At 55.5% G+C, this 23,858-nt stretch carries 21 protein-coding genes; 8 read left to right on the top strand and 13 right to left on the bottom strand.

All coding sequences use genetic code 11. From position 1 onward, the window contains the following. Positions 1-4 precede the first annotated feature (4 nt). The 3 genes from malM to malK form a co-directional block, all read right to left on the bottom strand. A complete protein-coding gene (gene malM, locus ACMGG5_RS07180; RefSeq protein WP_420277657.1) occupies positions 5-958 on the bottom strand; it encodes a maltose operon protein MalM in 954 nt (317 codons plus the stop codon). Positions 959-1,070: 112 nt separating this feature from the next. Beyond that, complete coding sequence (locus ACMGG5_RS07175) at positions 1,071-2,408, bottom strand: maltoporin (protein ID WP_073961651.1); 1,338 nt, start codon at positions 2,406-2,408, stop codon at positions 1,071-1,073. Positions 2,409-2,479: 71 nt separating this feature from the next. After that, the gene (gene malK / locus ACMGG5_RS07170) at positions 2,480-3,589 is read right to left on the bottom strand and encodes a maltose/maltodextrin ABC transporter ATP-binding protein MalK (protein WP_032650555.1); all 1,110 of its coding nucleotides are present in this window, start codon (positions 3,587-3,589) and stop codon (positions 2,480-2,482) included. 370 nt (positions 3,590-3,959) lie between these two features. On the opposite strand from malK, the gene malE reads away from it, so the two are divergent. The 3 genes from malE to malG all read left to right on the top strand — a co-directional run bounded on the left by malE (position 3,960) and on the right by malG (position 7,720). Beyond that, entirely contained in the window at positions 3,960-5,150 is a 1,191-nt protein-coding gene (malE, locus tag ACMGG5_RS07165) for a maltose/maltodextrin ABC transporter substrate-binding protein MalE (RefSeq protein ID WP_420277656.1), read from the top strand. Positions 5,151-5,270: 120 nt separating this feature from the next. Continuing rightward, positions 5,271-6,815 (top strand): maltose ABC transporter permease MalF, encoded by a 1,545-nt coding sequence (gene malF / locus ACMGG5_RS07160; protein ID WP_420277655.1) that lies wholly within the window; start codon positions 5,271-5,273, stop codon positions 6,813-6,815. 14 nt (positions 6,816-6,829) lie between these two features. Then, complete coding sequence (malG, locus tag ACMGG5_RS07155; RefSeq protein ID WP_008500077.1) at positions 6,830-7,720, top strand: maltose ABC transporter permease MalG; 891 nt, start codon at positions 6,830-6,832, stop codon at positions 7,718-7,720. 97 nt (positions 7,721-7,817) lie between these two features. Here the strand turns inward: malG and psiE are convergent, their stop codons facing one another. Beyond that, the gene (psiE, locus tag ACMGG5_RS07150) at positions 7,818-8,228 is read right to left on the bottom strand and encodes a phosphate-starvation-inducible protein PsiE (RefSeq protein ID WP_000202963.1); all 411 of its coding nucleotides are present in this window, start codon (positions 8,226-8,228) and stop codon (positions 7,818-7,820) included. Positions 8,229-8,324: 96 nt separating this feature from the next. Here psiE and ACMGG5_RS07145 point away from each other — a divergent pair, with 96 nt between their 5' ends. Beyond that, on the top strand, positions 8,325-8,777 hold the full coding sequence (locus ACMGG5_RS07145; RefSeq protein ID WP_048990582.1) for an acyltransferase: 453 nt from the start codon (positions 8,325-8,327) through the stop codon (positions 8,775-8,777). Between the two features lie 78 nt (positions 8,778-8,855). Here ACMGG5_RS07145 and ACMGG5_RS07140 read toward each other — a convergent pair whose 3' ends face one another. The 5 genes from ACMGG5_RS07140 to pgi form a co-directional block, all read right to left on the bottom strand. Continuing rightward, positions 8,856-10,952, bottom strand: coding sequence for a YjbH domain-containing protein (locus ACMGG5_RS07140; RefSeq protein WP_024906678.1), 2,097 nt, complete (start codon positions 10,950-10,952; stop codon positions 8,856-8,858). After that, on the bottom strand, positions 10,952-11,689 hold the full coding sequence (locus ACMGG5_RS07135) for a capsule biosynthesis GfcC D2 domain-containing protein (protein ID WP_420277654.1): 738 nt from the start codon (positions 11,687-11,689) through the stop codon (positions 10,952-10,954). Before ACMGG5_RS07135 ends, ACMGG5_RS07140 begins: the two co-directional genes overlap by 1 nt. Then, complete coding sequence (locus ACMGG5_RS07130) at positions 11,686-12,324, bottom strand: YjbF family lipoprotein (protein ID WP_024906676.1); 639 nt, start codon at positions 12,322-12,324, stop codon at positions 11,686-11,688. The genes ACMGG5_RS07135 and ACMGG5_RS07130 overlap by 4 nt, the downstream gene beginning before the upstream one ends. A gap of 63 nt (positions 12,325-12,387) precedes the next feature. Further along, positions 12,388-12,630: an exopolysaccharide production protein YjbE gene (yjbE, locus tag ACMGG5_RS07125; RefSeq protein ID WP_008503423.1), complete on the bottom strand. Its 243-nt coding sequence runs from the start codon at positions 12,628-12,630 to the stop codon at positions 12,388-12,390. A gap of 367 nt (positions 12,631-12,997) precedes the next feature. Further along, positions 12,998-14,647: a glucose-6-phosphate isomerase gene (gene pgi, locus ACMGG5_RS07120; protein ID WP_420277653.1), complete on the bottom strand. Its 1,650-nt coding sequence runs from the start codon at positions 14,645-14,647 to the stop codon at positions 12,998-13,000. A gap of 374 nt (positions 14,648-15,021) precedes the next feature. On the opposite strand from pgi, the gene lysC reads away from it, so the two are divergent. After that, a complete protein-coding gene (gene lysC, locus ACMGG5_RS07115; protein ID WP_023334126.1) occupies positions 15,022-16,371 on the top strand; it encodes a lysine-sensitive aspartokinase 3 in 1,350 nt (449 codons plus the stop codon). 41 nt (positions 16,372-16,412) lie between these two features. Here the strand turns inward: lysC and ACMGG5_RS07110 are convergent, their stop codons facing one another. Genes ACMGG5_RS07110 through ACMGG5_RS07100 form a run of 3 tightly spaced genes read right to left on the bottom strand, consistent with a single transcriptional unit; the run spans position 16,413 to position 19,564 of the window. Next, positions 16,413-17,201 (bottom strand): DNA polymerase beta superfamily protein, encoded by a 789-nt coding sequence (locus ACMGG5_RS07110; RefSeq protein ID WP_420277652.1) that lies wholly within the window; start codon positions 17,199-17,201, stop codon positions 16,413-16,415. A gap of 4 nt (positions 17,202-17,205) precedes the next feature. Then, a complete protein-coding gene (locus ACMGG5_RS07105; RefSeq protein WP_248166295.1) occupies positions 17,206-18,432 on the bottom strand; it encodes an RtcB family protein in 1,227 nt (408 codons plus the stop codon). A 4-nt stretch (positions 18,433-18,436) separates the two neighbouring features. After that, positions 18,437-19,564: a slipin family protein gene (locus ACMGG5_RS07100; RefSeq protein ID WP_148770066.1), complete on the bottom strand. Its 1,128-nt coding sequence runs from the start codon at positions 19,562-19,564 to the stop codon at positions 18,437-18,439. A 443-nt stretch (positions 19,565-20,007) separates the two neighbouring features. On the opposite strand from ACMGG5_RS07100, the gene rtcR reads away from it, so the two are divergent. The 3 genes from rtcR (at position 20,008) to ACMGG5_RS07085 (ending at position 22,955) form a co-directional block, all read left to right on the top strand. Continuing rightward, a complete protein-coding gene (rtcR, locus tag ACMGG5_RS07095) occupies positions 20,008-21,582 on the top strand; it encodes an RNA repair transcriptional activator RtcR (protein WP_420278609.1) in 1,575 nt (524 codons plus the stop codon). A 105-nt stretch (positions 21,583-21,687) separates the two neighbouring features. Beyond that, entirely contained in the window at positions 21,688-22,632 is a 945-nt protein-coding gene (gene panS, locus ACMGG5_RS07090; RefSeq protein WP_420277651.1) for a ketopantoate/pantoate/pantothenate transporter PanS, read from the top strand. A gap of 50 nt (positions 22,633-22,682) precedes the next feature. Beyond that, positions 22,683-22,955 (top strand): DUF3811 domain-containing protein, encoded by a 273-nt coding sequence (locus ACMGG5_RS07085; RefSeq protein WP_023309994.1) that lies wholly within the window; start codon positions 22,683-22,685, stop codon positions 22,953-22,955. Here ACMGG5_RS07085 and rluF read toward each other — a convergent pair whose 3' ends face one another. Beyond that, positions 22,956-23,828 carry a 23S rRNA pseudouridine(2604) synthase RluF gene (rluF, locus tag ACMGG5_RS07080; protein WP_420277650.1) on the bottom strand — a complete coding sequence of 291 codons (873 nt, stop codon included), beginning with the start codon at positions 23,826-23,828 and terminating at the stop codon, positions 22,956-22,958. Positions 23,829-23,858 lie beyond the last annotated feature (30 nt).

Genomic DNA, 23,858 nt, shown 5'->3' with positions numbered 1-23,858 from the left:
ACGGTTACCCCTTGCCTTTTACACTGCTGATAAAGGTGGAACGGGCAGTGGTTGAACCTAAACGTTCGGCTTCATCAAGCAGTTTCAGCGCTTTATCGACATCGCCGCGCTTCACCGCCTGCTTAATGGCATTGTTGAAGTACTCTTCGGTGTCGTTCAGTACCGGCTCCGCTTTCTTCGCCGGGGCTGGCGCTGCGGTCGCTACCGGTGCGGCTGTCGTGGCAGCAGGTGCGGTATAGGCAGGCGCAGCGGTGTTGCCTACAGTGACAGGGCCGGTACCGGAGGAGCCAAACAGCGGGCCGACCAGGACGCTGGAACTGCTGTTCGTTTTCACCTTCAGCTTTAACGTTCCTTCGGTGACGTGACGAGCAATCGGGTCTGGAATATCAGGAATCGCGTTACCGGTGCCTTTTGCGTAGGCTTTAGCCGGATCGAGCAACGTAGTAGTCTTCTGGAGATCTTGCTCTGTGGTAAAGACCAGCACGTAGAGTTTTTGCTGACCCAGCGCAGGCGTAAGGCGCATGACGCCTTCCAGGCGATCGGCACTCATCACGCCTGGTTCCTGATAAGTAAAATATTGACTTGGGAAAAACGCAGATGGCGTCATGTTCTGATCGAGAATGAGCACGTTTGGAGCAAATACGCTCGTCTGCTTATTGACTTCACTGGTCAAGGTAATGGCCAGCTCACCGATATTAGCGGGCACGCTATACGCGGCTACCGGACCCGTTATACCAGGCACATTCAGATGCTGTCCACCCGTCGAAAGCTGGGTAGTCTGCGTTTTGGATTGATCAACTGGCGTCCAGGTTAACTGCTGTAACGCTGCCGCAGGAATATTCGGCGCGGATGTCGTGTTCTGTGGGACGAAATTGACTTCTGCAAGCGTAATAGCAGGTGCGCTTGCAAGCAGCCCTGCGGATAAACAAAGGGCAAGGAGAGTTTTGTTCATTTTCATTGTTATCACCTCAAAATGCACAGGTCAGCGGTAGCCAGGCAATAGCGCGCCGTCCCAAGGATTGAGGGGCTTGCGCCCCTCAGTTTGGTCATTACGTCAGGTTAAGACGGGATTACCACCAGATTTCCATCTGGGCGCCGAAGGACCACTCGTCGCTGTCACCGCGGCTAAAGCTTTTCACAGAGGTATCGCTGTAGGCCATACCAGGGGTGTAACCCGCAACGGAGTTTTTACCCGTTGGCGCATAACCCCATTTTTCATCCCACTTCGCATAGGTTGCGAACACGCGGATTGCTGGACGTGACCAGATGCTGTCGCCAGCCTGCCACTGTTGGGCGAGGGTGATTTTATACTGGTCGTTTGTTTCGCCAGTTTCCTGGGATTTGACGTTGTCGTAACCCACTTCCAGCAGGGTACTCATGATAGGCGTCCATTTGTACATAGGACGAACGCCCACGGTCCACCATTTCGTACCGTTGTTATTATCCCAGTTGATATCCTGGTACATACCGACATACATCAGGTCCCAGCTATCGCCCAGGGAGATCGCACCGTGGTCAAGTACGCGCCACAGGTGACCGTTGTTATTGATGCCATAATTGATATCGTCAGTGGTACCAATGTTCGAACCTTGCGACAGCCCTTTACCCTGAGAGGTCATAGAGTCAGTAGCATATTGCAGAACAAACTTGTTGTAGCCTTTCAGCATGCTCTGCGTGTGTTCAGCGGTGAACATCCAGCCATCTTTCGATGCGCCATCAATCAGATGGTAATCATCACGTGGGTTAGCACGACCGTAGTCAACGCCCAGTTCCAGCGTACCGCCAGGGTTGACTTCCATCTGAGCTAAACGGACGTCAAAGACATCGTTCGCTGTGCGGGTGGTGTAATCATAAATGCTGTTGCTGGCGAAAGAGGAAGAGCCGCCCGCTTCAGAAGAACGGGTCGCAGCCAGAGAGAGTTTACCGAAACCGACGTCGATATTTTCCAGACCCGCACCAGGACCTGAAATATCCCAGTAGTAGAAGTCGATCATGTGGACGTCATGACGCTGATAGAAGCGCTTACCGGCCCAGATGGTGGAACCTGGCAGCCACTCAATCAGGTTTTTACCCTGCACGTTGGCTTCACGGAACGCCGGGTCAGTGGCTTCCCAGTCGTTCTGTTGCGCCACGGAGTACGCGACGTTGGTGTCGAAGTAGAAGCTCTTGTCGCCTTCTTTCCACACTTCCTGGCCCAACTTCAGTTCCGCATAGGTTTCACATTCGTTACCCAGACGGTATTTACTTTGAGCACCGGTTGCCTGGAAGCACTGTTGTTCGCCGCCACTCCCCGTCCAGCCAATACCGGAACGAGCATAACCATGGAAATCCACGGCCATTGCCTGAGCAGACATTACGCCCGCTGCGACGGCAACTGCCAGAGGAAGTTTGCGCAGAGTAATCATCATTCTATCTCCTGAGATCATTGCTTTTCTTTGAACACTTCACCTGTCGGTTTCGTGTCTTCTTTTGGGATTGCTTAAACGCCTGGCTCTTTGTGCAACCGACGACATGCAGTGCCATCCTCACGGAACAGATGGCAACGCTCTGGCGGCAAGCCGATAGCGAATCTGGCACCCTCTTCTACCAACACCACGTCGTTCTGGCGGTAGACCAGGTTCTGACGGATGGCGGGGATCTGGATATGAATCTGTGTTTCGTGACCAAGCTGTTCGACGACCTGAACGTCACCTTCCAGGGTCACATCGGCGATGTGGCTCGGCAGCAGGTGCTCAGGACGAATACCGAGGGACATGTTTGCCCCGACCTGTACGTTGGCGCTGTCGACCGGCAGCCAGACCTGCTGGCGGTTTGGCAGCTCCACCTGTACCTGTTCAATCGCGGTCGCGGTCACTTTGACGGGCAGGAAGTTCATCTTTGGCGAGCCAATAAAGCCCGCAACAAAGCGGTCTGCCGGGTAGTGATACAGCTCCAGCGGTTTGCCCACCTGCGCCACGCGACCGGCATCCAGCACCACGATTTTGTCGGCGAGGGTCATCGCTTCGACCTGATCGTGGGTGACGTAAATCATCGTGCGGCCAAGACGCTTGTGCAGACGGGAGATTTCGATACGCATCTGGACGCGCAGGGCGGCATCCAGGTTAGAGAGAGGTTCATCAAGCAGGAACACGCGCGGTTCGGCCACCAGGGTACGGCCAATCGCCACACGCTGACGCTGGCCACCGGAGAGCGCTTTCGGCTTACGCTCCAGCAGGTGCGCCAGCTGTAACACTTCCGCCACCTGCGTCACGCGCTGGTTAATAACCTCTTTCTTCGCGCCGGCCAGCTTCAGGCCAAAGGACATGTTCTCGGCAACGGAAAGATGGGGATAGAGAGCATAAGACTGGAACACCATACCGACGCCACGTTCGGCAGGTGGGATGTCGTTCATTCGGGTATCACCGATCAGCAGGTCGCCGCTGGTGATGGTTTCAAGACCGGCAATCATACGCAGCAGAGTAGATTTACCACAGCCTGATGGGCCAACAAACACCACGAATTCGCCTTCGTTGATGTCCAGATTGATGTCTTTCGACACCACAACGTCACCCCAGGCTTTCGTTACATTACGCAGCTGTACGCTCGCCATGCCCTTCTCCCTTCGTTACAACCTGTCACCGACAGAAACATTCAAGATAAGTTCACTATGGGGTATCCATTACTTTCCCGAATCCTCCACCCCCCGCCTTTTTTATGGGGGAGGAGGCGGGAGGATGAGGGAGCAGGCTCTGCGACCGCTGCGGGAGGGCTGAGGCAAAATTCGTGAAGCCGCCTGCAAAATTCGGTGGGTTTTTATGTGCGCCAGCACTCATAACTTAAATTTATGCAACGGAGATCACACAAACCGGGGGTGGGGCGTAGGGGTTGGGAGGATGGAAAGAGGATGTCAAATAAGGAGACTGAGACACGTTGAACCACTGAAGTCATACCACGAGACATCACCAAAAAGGATGGCAGATATGAATATCAAGACTGGCGCACGCGTTTTCGCATTGTCCGCCCTCGCAGCAATGATGATTTCCGCACCGGCGCTCGCCAAAATTGAAGAAGGCAAACTGGTTATCTGGATTAACGGCGACAAAGGCTATAACGGCCTGGCCGAAGTGGGCAAAAAATTCGAGAAAGACACCGGCATCAAAGTGACCGTAGAGCATCCGGACAAACTGGAAGAGAAATTCCCGCAGGTTGCGGCAACCGGTGACGGCCCGGACATCATCTTCTGGGCGCATGACCGTTTCGGCGGTTACGCGCAGTCTGGCCTGCTGGCTGAAGTGACGCCAGACAAAGCCTTCCAGGACAAACTGTTCCCGTTCACCTGGGATGCCGTTCGCTATAACGGCAAGCTGATCGCGTACCCTGTCGCGGTTGAAGCTCTGTCTCTGATTTACAACAAAGACCTGGTCCCTAACCCACCGAAAACCTGGGAAGAGATCCCGAAACTGGATAAAGAGCTGAAGGCGAAAGGTAAATCCGCCCTGATGTTCAACCTGCAAGAGCCGTACTTCACCTGGCCGCTGATTGCTGCCGACGGCGGTTACGCGTTCAAGTTTGAAAACGGCAAATACGACGTGAAAGACGTGGGCGTCGACAGCGCAGGTGCGAAAGCGGGTCTGACCTTCCTGGTTGACCTGATCAAGAACAAACACATGAACGCGGATACCGATTACTCCATCGCGGAAGCGGCGTTCAACAAAGGCGAAACCGCGATGACCATCAACGGTCCGTGGGCCTGGACTAACATCGATAAGAGCAAAATCAACTACGGCGTGACGCTGCTGCCAACCTTCAAAGGCAAGCCGTCTAAACCGTTCGTTGGCGTGCTGAGCGCAGGTATCAACGCTGCCAGCCCGAACAAAGAGCTGGCGAAAGAGTTCCTCGAAAACTACCTGCTGACCGATCAGGGTCTGGATGAAGTGAACAAGGACAAACCGCTGGGCGCCGTCGCGCTGAAATCTTTCCAGGATCAGCTGGCGAAAGACCCACGTATCGCGGCCACCATGGATAACGCCCAGAGAGGCGAAATCATGCCGAACATCCCACAGATGGCCGCATTCTGGTACGCGACCCGTACCGCGGTTATCAACGCTGCAAGCGGTCGCCAGACCGTTGATGCCGCGCTGAAAGATGCTCAGGGTCGTATTACTAAGTAAGCAGAAAAACGGCGGGTGGCGCGTGCGCTTACCCGCCCTACGACTACGGCACGATCCGTAGGTCAGGTAAGCGCAGCGCCACCTGACGATAAGATTCCATCGTTGTAGAGGAAGAACCCCATGGATGTCATTAAAAAGAAACGCTGGTGGCAAAGCGACGCGCTGAAGTGGTCAGCGATCGGTCTGCTGTGCCTGCTGGTGGGTTACCTTGTTGTTTTAATGTACGTACAAGGGGAATATCTGTTCGCCATCATGACGCTGATTTTAAGCTCTGCTGGCCTGTATATTTTCGCCAACCGTAAAGCCTACGCCTGGCGCTATGTCTACCCTGGCGTGGCCGGGATGGGGCTGTTTGTCCTGTTCCCGTTGATTTGTACCGTCGCTATTGCGTTTACCAACTACAGCAGCACCAACCAGCTTGCGCAGGAACGCGCGCAGCAGGTCCTGCTGGACCGCTCATACCAGGCAGGCAAGACCTTTAACTTCGGCCTCTATCCTGCAGGCAATGAGTGGAAGTTAGCGCTCACTGACGAAGCAAGCGGGAAATACTATGTCTCTGACGCCTTCAAATTTGGCGGCGAGCAGAAGCTGGCCTTAAAAGAGGCGCAAGCCCTGCCGGAAGGTGAACGTGCCAACCTGCGCGTCATTACCCAGAACCGTCAGGCGCTGACCCAGCTCACCGCCGTGCTGCCGGACGAAAGCAAAGTGACGATGAGCTCGCTGCGCCAGTTCTCAGGCACCCAACCGCTCTATACCCTGGCGGATGACGGCACGCTGACCAACAACCAGAGCGGTGTGAAATATCGTCCGAATAACGACATTGGTTTCTATCAGTCCATTACTGCCGACGGCAAATGGGGTGATGACAAGCTCAGCCCGGGCTACACCGTCACCATCGGCTGGGACAACTTTACCCGCGTGTTTACCGACGAAGGCATTCAGAAACCGTTCTTCGCCATCTTCGTCTGGACGGTGGTCTTCTCCGTACTGACCGTGATCCTCACCGTGGCCGTGGGCATGGTGCTGGCCTGTCTTGTCCAGTGGGAATCCCTGAAGGGCAAAGCGATCTACCGCGTGCTGCTGATTCTGCCGTATGCCGTGCCGTCGTTTATCTCGATTCTGATTTTCAAAGGGCTGTTTAACCAGAGCTTCGGTGAAATCAACATGATGCTGAGCGCGCTGTTTGGCATCAAACCGGCCTGGTTCAGCGACCCAACCACCGCCCGCTCGATGATCATCATCGTCAATACCTGGCTGGGCTATCCGTACATGATGATCCTGTGCATGGGGCTGCTGAAGGCCATCCCGGATGACCTGTACGAAGCTTCAGCGATGGACGGTGCGGGCCCGTTCCAGAACTTCTTTAAGATTACGCTGCCGCTGCTCATCAAGCCGCTCACCCCGCTGATGATTGCCAGCTTCGCCTTTAACTTTAACAACTTCGTGCTGATTCAGCTGTTGACCAACGGCGGCCCGGACCGCCTGGGCACCACCACGCCGGCAGGCTATACCGACCTGCTCGTGAGCTACACCTACCGTATCGCCTTCGAAGGCGGCGGCGGTCAGGACTTCGGTCTGGCGGCGGCGATTGCCACCCTGATCTTCCTGCTGGTAGGCGCACTGGCGATAGTGAACCTGAAAGCCACGCGTATGAAATTTGACTAAGGAGGGCACTGAACATGGCTATGGTACAACCCAAATCTCAGAAACTGCGCCTCCTGGCGACGCATTTAGGCCTGCTGATTTTTATCGCGGCGATCATGTTCCCGCTGCTGATGGTAATCGCCATCTCCCTGCGTTCGGGTAACTTCGCTACCGGGAGCCTGATCCCGGACGAAATCTCCTGGGAGCACTGGAAGCTCGCGCTGGGCTTCAGCGTGGAGCACGCGGATGGCCGCGTCACGCCGCCGCCGTTCCCGGTGCTGCTGTGGCTGTGGAACTCGGTGAAAATCGCAGGCATTACCGCGATCGGTATCGTGGCGCTGTCCACCACCTGCGCATACGCCTTTGCCCGTATGCGTTTCCCGGGCAAAGCGACGCTGCTGAAAGGGATGCTGATTTTCCAGATGTTCCCGGCGGTGCTGTCGCTGGTGGCGCTGTACGCCCTGTTTGACCGCCTGGGCCAGTACATTCCGTTTATCGGTCTGAACACCCACGGCGGCGTGATCTTCGCCTACCTTGGCGGTATCGCACTGCATGTGTGGACCATTAAAGGCTATTTCGAAACCATCGACGGTTCGCTGGAAGAAGCGGCCGCGCTGGATGGAGCTACCCCGTGGCAGGCGTTCCGCCTGGTGCTGCTGCCGCTGTCGGTGCCGATTCTGGCGGTGGTGTTTATCCTGTCGTTTATCGCTGCGATCACCGAAGTACCGGTTGCCTCACTGTTACTGCGTGATGTGAACAGCTACACCCTGGCCGTGGGTATGCAGCAATACCTCAACCCGCAAAACTACCTGTGGGGTGACTTTGCCGCGGCGGCCGTACTTTCCGCCATCCCGATTACCGTGGTGTTCCTGCTGGCGCAGCGCTGGCTGGTCAATGGCCTGACGGCGGGCGGTGTGAAAGGTTAAGTTTCATTTTGTTATGCCACTGCAACCCTCAACTTTAGACGTATTGTATTGACCCAACTTGTGACTGTTGTTAGGCGGCCTCCGGGCCGCCATTTTTTTATTCCCGTTTCAGCCGCTTCGAGTTACACAGCCAGAGGGTGATCACCAGCAGCAGGATCGCTGCCGAGTAGATCAGCACGTCGAGCGGGGATTTATGATCGACGATGATCAGCCGCACAATCGCGGTGATCCCAATGTAGACAAAATAACGCAGCGGGAAGTGAAAGCCGGACTGAAAGTACTTCACAATCAGGGCGATAAATTCAAAGTAGAGAAAGTAGACCACCAGGCCTTCCACCAGCGCATATTTGCTGGTTTGTTCAGGGGCAAACAGTACATCCGCCAGATGCACCGTCTCTTTACCCAAAAAGACGACCAGTATGAGGCCAAGGCTCAACAGACCGAGGTTCAGCACGGTCTGGAGGATAGTTGAGATAAACTCAACGCGCGGGCGAGTCAGGGATGTCATACAGCACCTCATTCTCCAGGGCGAGGTTTCTGTATAACGCAGAAATGTGACGGAGATCTATATTTTTTAATTATGTTTTATGTAGGGAGGTAACCGATGGATCGTAAACCAACCGGGGTTCGCAACGTGACGTGCGGCGACAATGTGACCGTATATGAACCCACTAATCTTTACGACTGTGTACTGGGCAACGGCGTATTCGTCGGCCCGTTTGTTGAAATCCAGGGCAATACGCGCATCGGTGACGACAGCAAAATTCAGTCGCACACCTTCATCTGTGAGTATGTGACCATCGGTAAGCGTTGCTTTGTTGGCCATGGCGTGATGTTTGCCAACGATATGTTTCGTGAGGGGAAACCGAACGCCGACCGGGCCAGCTGGGGCCATATTACCATCGGAAATGATGTGTCGATTGGCAGCGGCGCCACCATTCTGGCGGTCTCCATTTGCGACGGAGCGGTGATTGGGGCGGGAAGCGTGGTGACGAAATCGATCGTCGAGAAAGGTGTCTATGCCGGGAACCCGGCAAGGCTGCTGCGCCGCTTGTAGTTCGCCCGGTGGCGCTGCGCTTACCGGGCCTACAAAAACCGTAGGCCGGGCAAACGCAGTGCCGCCCGGCGTGAAGCATCAACGGAAGTTAATGTTCTTGTCGCTGGTCATGTCGTACAGCTGGAACTTACGTCCAAGCTGCTGACCCCCGTCGCGCGTCAGCGGCGTCCAGCCGATGGCCGCACGGCTGCGGGTTGGGCCTGACGAGAACAGATCCAGCGGAATCGACACGTAAACCCCTTTGGTGAAGTCCCCTTCCCCATATTCGTCCGGCGAGACATTGGTGATGGTGGCGTAGCCGCCCACCACGACGCCGCTGTCGAAGTGTTTGGAGATGTCCAGCGTGCCGCCCTTATCGCCCGCCAGGTACTGGCCGACGCTGGCTTTCACCAGCACGTCAGGTGCGAACGACGGCGTCCAGTAGGCAGTCAGGTGACCGGTTTTGACGCTGTAGTCGGTGAACTTCATCATGTCCTGGGCGCTGCGCCAGTCACGCTGCTTGACGTAGTTGGCATCAACCCCGAACGCCCAGTTGCTGTCGACAGGACGATAAAGCACTTCCGCCCCCGCGCCGCCGTACATGGTTTCCAGATACCCGCCGTACACCTGGCCGTAGAAGCCGTTGCCGAAGTACTGGAAATAGTTGGCCTGCAGGTTATTCACATAGGCATCGTTCTGCACGTACTCACGCACGCGGGTACGCACGCGCGGCAGCTGTGAGTCTTTTGGCGGGTTGGTATAGTTGAACTTGTCGTAGTTGTTAGCGATGTTGCCAAACAGGCTGCCGGTGGTCAGCAGGTGGTCGGTAAGCCACAGATCCGCCGTCGCCATGACGCCCAGCTGATACATGTAGAAGTTTTCCGGCCCGCCGACGGACTGGTTCAACACCGGATCGATATGGAAATCGAAGCGCGACTTGTCGATATACCAGCCCTGCTCGGTGGTCTCCGGCACGATCGGCTCTACGCGTTTTTGCACCAGCTCGGTTTCATGCCCGAGCGGTTCGCCTTCCAGGTGGCGCTTAAGGCTGGCAACGTCCGTTTCCGTCGTCACCTGCGGCAGGTTGAGACGATTCTCCGTCACGCGGATCGTGCGGATCCCGTCCGGGAGATCGTTCATAACGATCCGGTTGGCGCGTTCGATCCCTTCGCGCGAGTCGCGGTATTTCACCTGCTCGCCGGTCACGTACAGCGTATCGCCTTTCACCTGAATTTTCGGATCCGCCAGACCGGCATTGTATTTCAGCAGCGTCAGCTGGTTTGCCACCACGGAGTGCTGCAGAATCGCATCCTGCGGCTCCGGCTGGTATGCAGGCCGCGCGTTATCATTGTAGTGCGGCCGCATGTCGTTAAAGTTGGTGCGTAGCGTGAAGCCAAACATCACCGTATTGCCGCGCTCGTAGCTGAGGTTAACGTCGGCCCAGTCGGTGACGCGATAAATGGCGCCGACGTTAAACTTGCTCTTCTGCTCAATCTTCCCGGCGAAGTCCTGCGAGTAGTCATTCCCTTCATACTCCAGCTTCAGGCGTAATGGCTGCCAGGGTGTTTGATACTCTACACCGCCAAACAGCGACGCCGGGCCGTGGAACATCTGGTCGCCGTTGATGGAGCCCGCTTTCTGGTAGCTGTTATCGCGATAGCAGTATTTATCGCTGTAGGAGCAAAACGGGTTTTTCACGTTGCCGCTGGTGCCGAGATAGCCCCATCCCATCCCGAGTGAGAAGTCGAACGGCCCCCAGGCCTTGCTGGCCACGATGTATTCCGCGTCAAACAGGCCGGTACCGCCGATATCTTTGGCACCCACTGAGACCTGCGGCATCCAGTAGCTCTCTTCCCACAGGCGCAGCTTGACGTCGAAGGCTTTATCTTTGTAGGTCTGATCGCCTGAGAACGCCTCGACGCTGCTGTATTGTTTCGTCCGCACGTCGGTATAGCGCAGCGTGGTTTCAAGCCACGGGAACAGCTGCACCGACGCCGAGTAGTAGCGATACTGGTCGTTATCACGGTAGTTAAGGCTAATTTCCCCCTCGCGCGCCATACGCGCGGTGGGCGTTTGTAGTAAACCGACGCCGCCGAAGTCTGACTGAGACGGGCCAATGGGTGCCGGATACGTTTCTGCATGGCAGGCGGCACTCACGCAGAGCGCCAGCATGCTGTAGAGATAAGTTCTTTTCATTATTCCGGTATCCGCTGAATCAGGGAGTGAAGGATATCGGCGTTAAGCCCGTCATACGCCTTCGTCCAGAAATGGTCGGCAAAACCGACAAAAATGATGCTGCCCGGCATGGGTTCGATATGCCGTTTATTCCAGTAAGCGACGGGGGCTTTTTGCGTGTGGCCGTCAGGGTAAACCACCCAGGCGTAGCTGTTATCGGCACCGCTCAGCAGGCTCTGCTCGTCGAGGTAGCTCGCCACGTCACGACCGGGGGTAAAGGGCTTATTACCCGGGCTGCTGATAAGCCCCATCACGGTCACCGTCGTCGGCTTCGCCGGCAGCCAGAGCGTATAGTCCCCTTCCAGCGTCGGGTTGCCGTTTTCCGTGACGCGCACGTCATCCGGGTCAAGATTGACGTTCTGACGGCCCGTCACCTTCAGCGCCTGCAGCTGCTGACGGACGCTGTTAATGGCCGCCGCGTCGTCGCCATCTTCCTGCTCCGCGAGTCCCGTCAGCCTCGCAAGGAGCGCCTTGTGCTGTTGTTCCGCTTCAGCGGTCTTCTGCCGTTCAGCGATGACCGCGCCCGGCCACCAGCTGTTGGCGAGCCTTGGCTGTCCGACGAGATCGAGCAGATGCTCGGCGTGGGTTAAGGTTTTGGGTTGTTCACTGTCCGGCGTGTAGACCTTTACTGTCCCGGCGGACCATGCCAGCGGCGCGGCAAAACTGGCGATAAGCGCAACGTGAATGAGCGTTTTCATGATTTCGCCGCCTTGATCAGGGTGGTTTTGACCGGGAAGAATCCGGCACCGAGATACTGTAAGGACTGACGGATCTGCCCTTCCTCGTCGATCCAGAAGCGGTTGTGCCAGGTGGCCTGGTCGGTGGTGACCTCTTCATCCAGCACGCGAACCTGCGTTTCGTCGCTGCCGACTTTCACGCTGTCGGTGCCGTCCCAGCGGAAAGTCGAGCGTGCAGTGGCGTAACGCACCTGCTTGTGTTCGGTCCAGCCCATCGTGCGCGTCCAGCCTGCGCCGTCGGCGATCTGGTTCGGCTTGATCAGCGGGTCGTCGGCGATATTATTCACCTCCAGCAGGTTATCGCCGCCCAACAGGGTTTTCACGATACGGCCATGCTGCGTCACAATGGTGGCCTGATCCTGCGTCACCCATTTCTGCTGCCCGTTTTCATCGAAAGCGAGCACCACAAACAGTTGCGGGCCATCGTTAAGCTGCATGTACTGACTGGCATAGGGCATGTTCTGAAGTTCGTCATCGGTCAGATGCACGCCCGGTGTGCCAAACAGGCTTTCCCACAGTGAGTTTCCCAGCCCTTTAGTGGTGGCCGAGCACGCCTGCAGCAGCAGGCAAATCAGAATGATTGCAGGTCGCTTCACGACTCTTCTCCGAAGGGGCGAAATAACCACACCGAAGTGTGGTTATGATTAAAACACCCGCTATTACTGGGTGCTGGTTGTCGTGGTGGTCGTGGTTCCGGTGTTGGAGCCATCACCGCCACCGGTTGCCGCCAGCGCGACACCCACGGCTGAACTTACGGTGCTGGCGCTGGCTGCGGTAGAACTTCCCGCAGACGCAGACGTCGCAGCCGAACCTGCCGCTTCCCCGACCTGAACCGGAGCTGCATAGACAGATGTCGCCGCAAGCGCAGATATGGCAAAAATGCCATACAGTACTTTCTTCATAACAATTTCCCTTCAATGAATGAATGGAGATTTGCCCGAAAAGAATTTCAGGCGGAATCGAGTATACACAACTACTGCCGTGGGTTTGCCGTAAGAGGAAATAGGGAGAGGGTTTTCGGACTAATGGTTAAAATGGAAATGAAAGACAAATGACATAAATATATAATATATAAAAATCAATAACTTATAATATAAATATATTAATGGACTACTGCGTATTTTCTTAAAATAAACCGCAGCAATTAACGGGTTAACCGTCTTTTTCGGATTAAACTCAGAACCAGAATTTGAGTTAACTAACAGACATCAGGAATTATCCGATAAAAAAATGCCGGCATTTCGCCGGCACGTTTTCATGACGTTTTAATTACGCACGCCATGCTTTATAACGGTTGATCAAACCATTTGTTGAGCTGTCATGGCTGGCAACTGCTTTATCATCACCCAGCTCTGGCAGAATACGGTTTGCCAGCTGTTTGCCCAGCTCAACGCCCCACTGGTCAAAGGTGAAGATGTTCAGGATCGCGCCCTGCGTGAAGATTTTGTGCTCGTACAGGGCAATCAGCGCACCCAGGCTGAACGGCGTGATTTCGCGCAGCAGGATGGAGTTGGTTGGACGGTTGCCTTCGAACACCTTGAACGGCACCACGTGGTCCAGCGTGGCCGGGTCTTTACCCTGGTCACGGTATTCCTGCTCAACCACCTCGCGGGATTTACCGAACGCCAGCGCTTCGGTCTGCGCGAAGAAGTTAGACAGCAGCTTCGGATGGTGGTCGGACAGCGGGTTATGGGTGATAGCCGGGGCGATGAAATCGCACGGTACCATTTTGGTGCCCTGGTGAATCAGCTGGTAGAAGGCATGCTGACCGTTGGTGCCCGGCTCGCCCCAGATGATTGGGCCAGTCTGGTAGTCCACCGCGTTGCCGTTACGGTCAACGTATTTACCGTTGGATTCCATGTTGCCCTGCTGGAAGTAGGCCGCAAAGCGGTGCATATACTGGTCGTACGGCAGGATCGCTTCGGTTTCAGCGCCGAAGAAGTTGTTGTACCAGATACCGATCAGCGCCAGCAGCACCGGCAGGTTTTTCTCTGGTGCGGTGGTGGAGAAGTGTTTATCCATCGCGTGCGCGCCGGAGAGCAGCTCAACGAAGTTGTCGAAGCCCACGGACAGGATGATGGACAGGCCGATCGCAGACCACAGGGAGTAGCGGCCGCCAACCCAGTCCCAGAACTCGAACATGTTCGCGGTATCAATGCCGAACTCGCTGACGGCTTTACCGTTGGTAGACAACGCCGCGAAGTGTTTCGCCACGTGCTTGTTATCGCCAGCCGTTTTCAGGAACCAGTCGCGCGCGCTGTGGGCGTTGGTCATGGTTTCCTGGGTGGTAAAGGTTTTAGACGCAACCAGGAACAGGGTGGTTTCCGGGTTCACGTTCTTCAGCACTTCGGCGATGTGGGTACCATCGACGTTAGACACAAAGTGCATATTGAGGTGGTTTTTGTACGGGCGCAGCGCTTCGGTCACCATGAACGGACCGAGGTCAGAACCGCCGATACCGATGTTTACCACGTCGGTGATCGCTTTGCCGGTGTAGCCTTTCCAGCTACCGGAGATGATCGCTTCGGAGAAGGTTTTCATCTTTTCCAGCACCGCGTTCACTTCCGGCATGACGTCTTTGCCGTCAACGATGATTGGCGTATTGCTACGGTTACGCAGAGCGACGTGCAGCACGGCACGGTCTTCGGTGCGGTTGATCTTCTCACCGGAGAACATGGATTTGATGGCGTCGGCCAGCGCAGTTTCTTTCGCCAGATCCTGCAGTTTAGCCAGCGTCTCTTCGGTAATGCGGTTTTTAGAGAAATCCACCAGCATCAGGTCGTCGAAGGTCGCGGAGAACTTGTTGAAACGATCGGCATCTTTCGCGAACAGATCCGCGATGGTGACGTCTTTCATTTCATCAAAATGTTTCTGGAGTGCCTGCCAGGCAGCGGTCTGCGTTGGGTTGATGTTTTTCATTAGCAATACTCTTCTGATTTGAGAATTGTGACTGCGGTCGATTGTAGCGCCTGCAAATAAAAATTGTGATGGTTTTTATGCCATTGCCCTGGCCTGCATCAAACGCAGGTGAAAAGACCCGAAAAGTATAGCTGCTGAAACGCCCTCCCGGGGCGGCGAAATGTCGGTCAAAATGCCCTAAAACGGAGCATAAAATCTGGCTCTGTTATAAGTCCTGTTTCTTAGGGGTACCCCCCCATAAAAAATCCGCATAATCCCAGCATTGACAGGACCTCCCCCGCATTTTATTTATAGGGCCGTATTTTGCGCCTGCACCTGTTTTCGTTTCACTCTTGTGCCAAGGTCGCTTATTCATTCCCTGACACGAGGTTGTTATGACGAGTTTTGTGGTCGCCAAGTTTGGCGGCACCAGTGTGGCCGATTACGATGCCATGAACCGCAGCGCCGATGTGGTGCTGGCCGATCCGAATACCCGCCTGGTGGTGCTGTCTGCATCTGCCGGCGTGACGAACCTGCTGGTTTCTCTGTCTGAAGGACTGGAAGCGACAGAACGTTTCGTGAAGCTGGATGCACTGCGCAAAATTCAGTTCGACATTCTTGAGCGTCTGCAGAACCCGAACGTCATCCGCGAGGAAGTGGAACGTCTGCTGGAAAATATCACTACCCTGGCAGAAGCCGCCTCTCTGGCCACCTCCACCGCCCTGACCGACGAGCTGGTCAGCCACGGCGAGCTGATGTCCACCCTGCTGTTTGTTGAAATCATGCGCGAGCGTAACATTCAGGCGCAGTGGTTTGACGTGCGAAAAGTGATGCGTACCAGCGACCGCTTTGGCCGTGCCGAGCCGGACGTTGAAGCACTGGCCGAACTGACCAATCAGCAGCTGGCCCCGCGTCTGGCAGACGGTATCGTGATCACCCAGGGCTTTATCGGCAGCGAAGCGAAAGGCCGCACCACCACGCTTGGCCGTGGCGGCAGCGACTACACCGCCGCGCTGCTGGGCGAAGCCCTGCATGCCACGCGCGTGGATATCTGGACTGACGTTCCGGGCATTTACACCACCGATCCGCGCGTCGTTTCTGCGGCGAAACGTATTGACGTGATCGCCTTTGAAGAAGCGGCGGAAATGGCCACCTTCGGTGCGAAAGTTCTGCATCCGGCAACCCTTTTGCCAGCCGTACGTAGCGATATTCCGGTCTTCGTTGGCTCCAGTAAAGATCCGAAAGCGGGCGGGACGCTGGTCTGCAAGAAAACGGAAAACCCACCGCTGTTCCGCGCCCTGGCCCTGCGCCGTCGCCAGACGCTGGTCACCCTGCACAGCCACAATATGCTGCACTCCCGCGGTTTCCTGGCGGAAGTGTTTGGCATTCTGGCACGCCACAACATCTCCGTGGATCTGATCACCACCTCTGAAGTGAGCATTGCGCTGACGCTGGACACCACCGGTTCTACCTCAACCGGCGACACCCTGCTGACGCAGTCGCTGCTGATTGAGCTGTCCGAGCTGTGCCGCGTGGAAGTAGAAGAAGACCTGGCGCTGGTTGCCATCATCGGCAACAAGCTGTCGCGCGCTTGCGGCGTGGGCAAAGAGGTGTTTGGCGTGCTCGACCCGTTCAGCATCCGCATGATCTGCTACGGCGCGTCCAGCTATAACCTCTGCTTCCTGGTGCCTGCCGATCAGGCCGAGCAGGTCGTGCAGAAACTTCATCAGAATTTGTTTGAATAAGCGCAAGAATGGCCCGGGCGTTTTCACTACCGGGCCATTCTTTAGCTTTTCATTACTGTTCTCATCAGCAGCGAATCCAGATCTTTTAAATTTCCTTCTCTGCTGTCGGGTAGTACCGACGGTACTTCTCCTCTCACCAGCTCACTTTGCAAAAAAGCATGGAGTAAGGGCCGTTTAGGGCCATATTCCGTTTCACCTGCGCGCTGTTTTATTTCCAGTAATGCATCGATTTCCGCACGTAACGGCGCACACAGTTCGCTCCCGGCAAGCAGTTCGGTAAAACGCATCGGTGGAACGCCTTTCCCCGCTTCTACCCACCGCGCCGCCAGCAAAGGGCGCAGAACGTAAAAATACTTTTTCAGCCGAACCGTTTCCTCCTGTAAATATCCACGGAAGTTTTTTCGGGCCATTGAGAAGTAATGCCATCGGGCGCGCAATGGCGAAAACCACGCGGGTATCAGCGCGCGCAACTCGGCCACTACCGTCTCATCCTCCTGATAAACAACAGGGGAATCCAGCCACTCGATAAGCGTCGGGTTTGCCCCCTTCAGCAGGCCCAGTGCCTTGCGCCATTCCCAGCCACAAACGTCCAGTTCATCATCTATCGGCAGCTCGATCACATCCCGCTGGGATTCGACGCGCAGATACCATTCTGGGCGGTGAACGTACAAAAACCGCACATCATAATCGCTATCCGGTGAGGCAAATCCCCATCCCCGGCTGCCCGATTCACAGGCGTAGAGCACGCGCACGTTATAGCGCTGCTCTATATCGCGAAGTTGCGCGCAGACACGTGCGCGCATCGCGCTATCAACATCGTTGTTGCTCATTTTTTTATCCTTTTACACACACGACCTGACGCAGGGTGTGAACGATCTCCACCAGCGACGATTGCGCGACCATCACGGCATCAATGTCTTTATAGGCCATCGGCGTTTCATCGATCACCTCATTGTCTTTGCGACACTCTACGTGAGAGGTCGCCTGAATATGGTCGCTAAGGGTATAGCGTTTTTTTGCCGCCGTTCGGCTCATCACTCGCCCAGCGCCGTGGCTGCAGGAACAGAAGCTTTGCTCGTTGCCGAGGCCACGCACGATGAAGCTCTTTGCGCCCATTGAGCCCGGAATAATCCCCATCTGCCCTTTCTGCGCCGACACCGCACCTTTGCGCGTGATCAGTACCTCTTCCCCAAAGTGATGCTCTTTCTGCACATAGTTATGATGGCAGTTAACCGCCTCCTGCTGCGTAATAAAGGGCTTAGTCACTTCGCGAGAGAGCGCCGCCAGCACGCGCGACATCATCACTTCCCGATTGTGGCGGGCAAAATCCTGCGCCCACTCCACCGCCTCGATGTAGTCCTCATAGTGACGACTCCCCTCCTGAAAATAGGCCAGATTTTTATCCGGCAGATGTCCCAGGTGATGCTGCATATCCTGCTGTGCCAGGGCGATAAACACATTACCGATGGCGTTTCCTACGCCGCGCGAGCCGCTGTGCAACATCACCCAGACGCGCTGCTGCTCATCGAGGCAAATTTCAATAAAGTGGTTTCCGGTACCCAGCGTGCCCAGATGCTGATAGTTGTTGGTTTTCAGCAACTGCGGGTATTTATCCGTGAGTTGTTTAAAACGTGGGGCCAGCACCCACCAGCGATCGTCCACTTCTTTCGGTGGCGTTTCCCACGCGCCTTTATCACGTCGAGAACGCGTATTGGTTCTCCCATGCGGTACTGCCTGTTCAATGGCGCTACGTAAACCGCTGAGATTATCCGGCAAATCACCGGTCGCCAGCGACGTGCGAACGGCAATCATCCCGCAACCAATATCCACGCCAACCGCCGCAGGAATAATTGCCCCTTTGGTCGGAATCACGCTGCCGATGGTTGAGCCTTTACCGAGATGAACGTCGGGCATCACCGCAAGGTGTTTGAAAATAAACGGCATCTTTGCGGTATTCAGTAACTGCGCTTGTGCCTCTGGCTCCACGGGCACACCGTGAGTCCACATTTTGATCGGGGCGCCGTTTGGCGCTGTCAGTAATTCAAAATCATTCTGTTGCATTGCGTTATCCTTTCAGGTTAACAAGGCCGTGTAATACCTGGTCCAGGCCACCAAATACTGAAATTTTGTCGATACGCTCCGCGACCCTTTCCAGGGTTTCCAGCTCTTTTAAACGCAGCGCCACCGGGTTGTTCTCCATCACCTTTGCGGTGTTTAACAGCGATCGTGTCGCCGCCGTTTCTTCACGTCGGCGAATAACATTCGCCTGGGCCGATTTTTCGGCCTCTACCAGACGGGATAAAATCGTTTTCATATCACCAGGTAAAACAATATCTTTTACCCCAAGCGACGCAATTTCCATTCCAAAGGATGACAGGCGGCCTTGCACCTGTTTGCTGACCACCTCATCAATGATCTGCTTATCTTCCAGTAACTCATCGAGCGTGCGGGTGCCGACCGCCTCACGCAGTGCGAACTGGAGTTCGCGGTACAAATGTTCCAGCGGTTTCGTAAGCTGTCCGCAGGCCTGCAGCACGTCGCTGTAGCGCCAGTTAGCCGCCAGGTTCAGGCGCAGGTTAACTTTGTCCTTCGTCAGGATCTCCTGCCCGCTCACTTCTACTACCTGAAGGCGCGTATCCACTACCTCTGCCTCGACGAGATGGTTAATTTTCCAGTATGCCGTCAGTCCCGGCGGTAACAGTGCCTGAATTTCTCCGTCGATTTTCACCACCCCGACGTGCCAGGCAGGCACCTGTACGACCAGCATCGCGTCGCGCCCTTTTACCGCGCCATTGCGACGCGGCTGCAGAGCAGCATTCATCACGTCCTCCGGCACCCGCACATCGCGGGTATCAATTCTTCGCAGGCTCAACGCCGCATCCTGCTGCCAGTACAGACGACGTGTACAAGGCGGCACAATCTCCTGCAATACGCCGTTGTTCGATAACACCCCGATTTCATCCGCAGTAAGATCAACCGCCAGGCAGTAACGTACCACCCAGTCAGGCTGAAAGCGGCGCAGATAATCCGCCAGCGCACCCGGCACCTCGCTGCCATCCTGGCTCACCACCAGCACGTCGTCAGTATTGAACCAACCCAGACGGTGTTCACCCGCCTCCAGTACCCGGTAATAATCGCCAGCTTTTGCTACCAGTCCTAACTGACCTTTTTTTATCGTGATTTTTTTAGCCATTTTATATTCCTTAAAGTCAGGCGCGGGTGCAGGCACGAAATCACAGGGGAATGCCTTTTCGCCTGCGATCCGGCGCCATTACCGGCGACCTTCATTGGGATTGCTGACTGCGCAATCCCCCGTTTTTACTTTGATGTTTACAACCAGTTTTCATTGGGAGAATGAATCGGGAATCGAACCCTTCTTTCTGTCATTGGTTGACGGAACGCCCCCGGAAAACAGCCTTGCCGTTCCTGGTGCGCCGACGGGGCCTTAACCCCCAGTGTGCTCAACGTCGTGACATTATCTGTATTGCCAGAAGCGTGCCAAAAACAAAAATCGCCGCTTTATTTTTTTATTTTATTGATAATTAATGTTTTTTTATTTATCAGGCTTTTCATGCATTGTCGTTCGGCTCAACATTTTTTATCCTGTTATATCGACAATTATCTTTCTGGATAAATATAAAGAAGCGGAAGGTGGTGATCGGGGTGCTTGGCACCGTGATGGATAAACGGGGAAAGCGGGCTAATCGCTTTCGCAAATGGCGACCGACCGTCGGGCTGTGCCAACAGCCGGATTTCCCGGTCGACAGACTGGAGCTGCTACATCAACCGCGAGATCTCGGCATGGCTCAGCAACTGGCGGAAGATATTGTGCTGGTTTCCCCCCACACCGAGGTGCGTCCCAGCACGGTAATCATTGAAGACCCGTGGGATTTCGAAGAGGTTTATGCCGCGTTTCTCGATTTCGCCACCCAGTATACTTTTGATACCGATCACGAAGAGTATTTCGTCCACATCACCACCGGCACGCATGTGGCGCAGATCTGCTGGTTCCTGCTGACGGAAGCCCGCTATCTTCCCGCCAGCCTTTTGCAGACTGGCCCTGCCAGAAAAGAAGCCTCTGGTGAGGAGACTGCAGCCGGAACTTACTCAATTATCGACCTGGATTTAAGCCGCTACACGACCCTTACCAACCGTTTTCAGCGCGAGCAGCAGCAGTCAATCTCATTTCTGAAAGCGGGCATTGATACGCGAAATGCCACCTTTAACACTCTTATCGACAAGATTGAACGCGTGGCGCTACGTTCAACAGCCCCGATCCTGCTGACCGGCCCCACCGGCGCGGGCAAGTCGTTCCTCGCGAACCGTATTTATCAGCTTAAGCAGTCACGCCATCAAGTTTCCGGCAAGCTGGTTTCCGTCAACTGCGCGACCCTGCGCGGTGATAACGCCATGTCCACGCTGTTCGGCCATGTGAAAGGAGCCTTTACCGGCGCACTGTCGGCGCGCAGCGGCCTGCTGCGTGAAGCCGATGGCGGCGTCCTTTTCCTCGACGAGATTGCCGAACTAGGCCTGGATGAACAGGCGATGCTGCTCAAAGCCATTGAAGAGAAAACTTTTTTCCCGTTTGGCTCCGATAAAGAAGTTCACAGCGATTTTCAACTTATCGCCGGAACCCACCGTGATATGCGCCAGTGGGTGGCCGAGGGACGTTTTCGTGAAGATCTCTATGCCCGTATTAATATGTGGAGCTTTGCCTTGCCAGGCCTTGCCCAACGGAAAGAGGACATAACGCCGAATGTCGACTACGAACTTCAACGTTTCTCTCGCGAAACCCAGACGCAAATCCGCTTCGATAAAGAGGCGCGCGAAGGCTATCTGGCCTTTGCCTGTTCCAGCAGGGCGCTGTGGCGGGGCAACTTTCGCGAACTGAGCGCCAGCGTCGCACGCATGGCGACGCTGGCGGAACGAGGGCGTATTACTCAGGATCTGGTGCTGGAGGAGATCTCACGTCTTCAGACCGACTGGCAAACTGACGTGACGCAGCCTGCAACTGACATGGAGATTGACCTCTTTGACCAGCGGCAACTTGAAACGGTGCTGGAGGTATGTCGCCGCAGCGCATCGTTGTCTGAAGCCGGTCGTGAGCTGTTTGCCGTTTCACGGCTCAAAAAAGCCAATCCTAACGACGCCGACCGACTGCGCAAATATCTGGCTCGCTTTAGTCTGAGCTGGGAAAGCATCCGGTCATAATTCATTTGAATATTACTTCCTTACGCGATAAACAATAACTATAGCCGGGCTCGATCCCGGCTTTTTATAACAAACACATACAACATTCATCGCAAGGAAATCATTATGTTATCCGCTATTACGCGGCTGTTCCCGTTATGGGCGCTGCTGCTCTCCGTACTCGCGTATTACACGCCCACCGCGTTCACCGGTATTGGTCCATGGGTCACCACGCTGCTGATGTTGATCATGTTCGGTATGGGCGTGCATCTGAAAGTCGACGACTTCAAACGCGTGCTGTCTCGCCCAGCGCCCGTCGCGGCAGGAATATTTCTGCACTACCTGGTGATGCCGCTCGCGGCGTGGCTGCTGGCGATGGCCTTTAAGATGCCGCCCGACCTTTCCGCCGGGATGGTGCTGGTGGGCAGCGTGGCCAGCGGCACGGCGTCCAACGTCATGATCTATCTGGCGAAAGGCGACGTGGCGCTCTCCGTCACTATCTCGTCCGTCTCCACGCTGGTGGGTGTGATTGCCACGCCACTGTTAACCCGCCTGTACGTGGATGCGCATATTCAGGTGGACGTGATGGGCATGCTGCTGAGCATTCTGCAAATCGTGGTGATCCCGATTGCGGTGGGGCTGGCCATTCACCATATTTTCCCGCGCGTGGTGAAGGCCGTTGAGCCATACCTGCCCGCATTTTCGATGGTCTGTATTCTGGCGATCATCAGCGCCGTGGTAGCGGGCTCCGCCTCGCACATTGCTTCCGTAGGCTTTGTGGTGATCGTCGCGGTGGTGCTGCATAACACCATTGGTCTGCTGGGCGGCTACTGGGGCGGGAGACTGTTTGGCTTCGACGAATCGACCTGCCGCACGCTGGCAATCGAGGTAGGGATGCAGAACTCCGGCCTGGCGGCGGCGCTTGGTAAAATTTACTTCTCCCCGCTGGCGGCCCTGCCTGGCGCGCTGTTCTCCGTCTGGCACAACCTCTCCGGCTCGCTGCTGGCGGGCTACTGGTCCGGCAAACCGATTGATGAACAAACAAAAAAAGATGCGGTGAAGCAGGGTTAATTTACGCTGCTTGCTTTACACTGAAGCCTCTCTCTCAGGAGGCTTCAGCAATGGCTACACCACGTTTGACCCAGAAAGACATGACCGAAGCCGAGCAGCGCGAACTGAAAACGCTTCTCGACCGCGCCCGTATCGCACATGGCCGCACGCTGACGAACGCCGAAACCAATCAGGTGAAAAAAGAGTACATCGATAAGCTGATGGCGCAGCGTGACGCCGCGGCGAAAAAAGCCCGCAAGCTGAAAAAAGAGCAGGCTTATAAACCGGATGCAGAGGCGACCTTTTCCTGGTCGGCCACAACGTCTACCCGTGGAAGGCGCTAATCAGCGCCCTTTCTTTTTGCGCCCCGGCTGGGTAAAGCGTTTTCCGTTGCCCGGCTTGCCGCGCCCTTTCTCTTCCGCCTGCGGCGCCTTCACCACCGGGCGCTTAATCGCCTGGGTTTTCGGTTTGGCTTTGGCCTTCGGCTTCGCTTCGGACGAGGAATTCTCGATAAGCTTGAACAGCTCGATCAGTTCGTCGTCCGTTAAGTCGCGCCATTCGCCCAGCGGAATGCCGGACAGGCTGACGTTCATGATGCGCGTGCGCTCAAGCTTCGTCACTTCATAACCGAAATGTTCGCACATGCGGCGGATCTGGCGGTTTAAGCCCTGCACCAGGGTAATGCGGAACGCGAACGGCGCTTCTTTCTTCACCTTACACTTTTTCGTAACGGTACCAAGGATCGGCACACCGGCGCCCATACCGCGAATGAAGTCGTCCGTGACCGGCTTATTCACCGTCACAATGTACTCTTTCTCGTGATCGTTACCGGCACGCAGGATCTTGTTGACCAGATCGCCGTGGTTGGTGAGGAAAATCAGCCCCTGAGAGTCTTTATCCAGACGGCCAATCGGGAAGATACGGCTGCTGTGGTTCACGAAATCAACGATGTTGTCCCGCTCACCGTCTTCCGTGGTGCTGACAATCCCAACCGGTTTGTTCAACGCGATAAACACCAGGTCTTCAGCATCACGCGGTTCGATGAGCTGACCATTCACTTTAACCACATCGCCAGGCACCACCTGATCGCCGATGGTGGCGCGTTTGCCGTTAAGAAACACATTACCTTGTTCAATGTAACGGTCAGCCTCGCGACGTGAGCAGATCCCGCTCTCGCTAATGTATTTGTTTAATCGGGTTGATTGAGTTGGCAGCATAGTTTCTCCTGTGAAGGGCGAAATATACCT

The organism is Enterobacter sp. BNK-34, from assembly GCF_048684445.1.
GTDB classification, from domain to species: domain Bacteria; phylum Pseudomonadota; class Gammaproteobacteria; order Enterobacterales; family Enterobacteriaceae; genus Enterobacter; species Enterobacter pseudoroggenkampii.
This window is presented reverse-complemented; position numbering and strand designations above follow the sequence as displayed.

Bases quoted from the DNA above. Each gene is read 5' to 3' on its own strand.
- malM (WP_420277657.1), bottom strand. From the start codon at position 958: ATGAAAATGAACAAAACTCTCCTTGCCCTTTGTTTATCCGCAGGGCTG.
- ACMGG5_RS07135 (WP_420277654.1), bottom strand. From the start codon at position 11,689: ATGAAAACGCTCATTCACGTTGCGCTTATCGCCAGTTTTGCCGCGCCG.
- malF (WP_420277655.1), top strand. From the start codon at position 5,271: ATGGATGTCATTAAAAAGAAACGCTGGTGGCAAAGCGACGCGCTGAAG.
- ACMGG5_RS07145 (WP_048990582.1), top strand. From the start codon at position 8,325: ATGGATCGTAAACCAACCGGGGTTCGCAACGTGACGTGCGGCGACAAT.
- lysC (WP_023334126.1), top strand. From the start codon at position 15,022: ATGACGAGTTTTGTGGTCGCCAAGTTTGGCGGCACCAGTGTGGCCGAT.
- ACMGG5_RS07140 (WP_024906678.1), bottom strand. From the start codon at position 10,952: ATGAAAAGAACTTATCTCTACAGCATGCTGGCGCTCTGCGTGAGTGCC.
- malK (WP_032650555.1), bottom strand. From the start codon at position 3,589: ATGGCGAGCGTACAGCTGCGTAATGTAACGAAAGCCTGGGGTGACGTT.
- rluF (WP_420277650.1), bottom strand. From the start codon at position 23,828: ATGCTGCCAACTCAATCAACCCGATTAAACAAATACATTAGCGAGAGC.
- malG (WP_008500077.1), top strand. From the start codon at position 6,830: ATGGCTATGGTACAACCCAAATCTCAGAAACTGCGCCTCCTGGCGACG.
- ACMGG5_RS07100 (WP_148770066.1), bottom strand. From the start codon at position 19,564: ATGGCTAAAAAAATCACGATAAAAAAAGGTCAGTTAGGACTGGTAGCA.
- ACMGG5_RS07085 (WP_023309994.1), top strand. From the start codon at position 22,683: ATGGCTACACCACGTTTGACCCAGAAAGACATGACCGAAGCCGAGCAG.
- ACMGG5_RS07175 (WP_073961651.1), bottom strand. From the start codon at position 2,408: ATGATGATTACTCTGCGCAAACTTCCTCTGGCAGTTGCCGTCGCAGCG.
- malE (WP_420277656.1), top strand. From the start codon at position 3,960: ATGAATATCAAGACTGGCGCACGCGTTTTCGCATTGTCCGCCCTCGCA.
- pgi (WP_420277653.1), bottom strand. From the start codon at position 14,647: ATGAAAAACATCAACCCAACGCAGACCGCTGCCTGGCAGGCACTCCAG.
- psiE (WP_000202963.1), bottom strand. From the start codon at position 8,228: ATGACATCCCTGACTCGCCCGCGCGTTGAGTTTATCTCAACTATCCTC.
- ACMGG5_RS07105 (WP_248166295.1), bottom strand. From the start codon at position 18,432: ATGCAACAGAATGATTTTGAATTACTGACAGCGCCAAACGGCGCCCCG.
- panS (WP_420277651.1), top strand. From the start codon at position 21,688: ATGTTATCCGCTATTACGCGGCTGTTCCCGTTATGGGCGCTGCTGCTC.
- yjbE (WP_008503423.1), bottom strand. From the start codon at position 12,630: ATGAAGAAAGTACTGTATGGCATTTTTGCCATATCTGCGCTTGCGGCG.
- ACMGG5_RS07110 (WP_420277652.1), bottom strand. From the start codon at position 17,201: ATGAGCAACAACGATGTTGATAGCGCGATGCGCGCACGTGTCTGCGCG.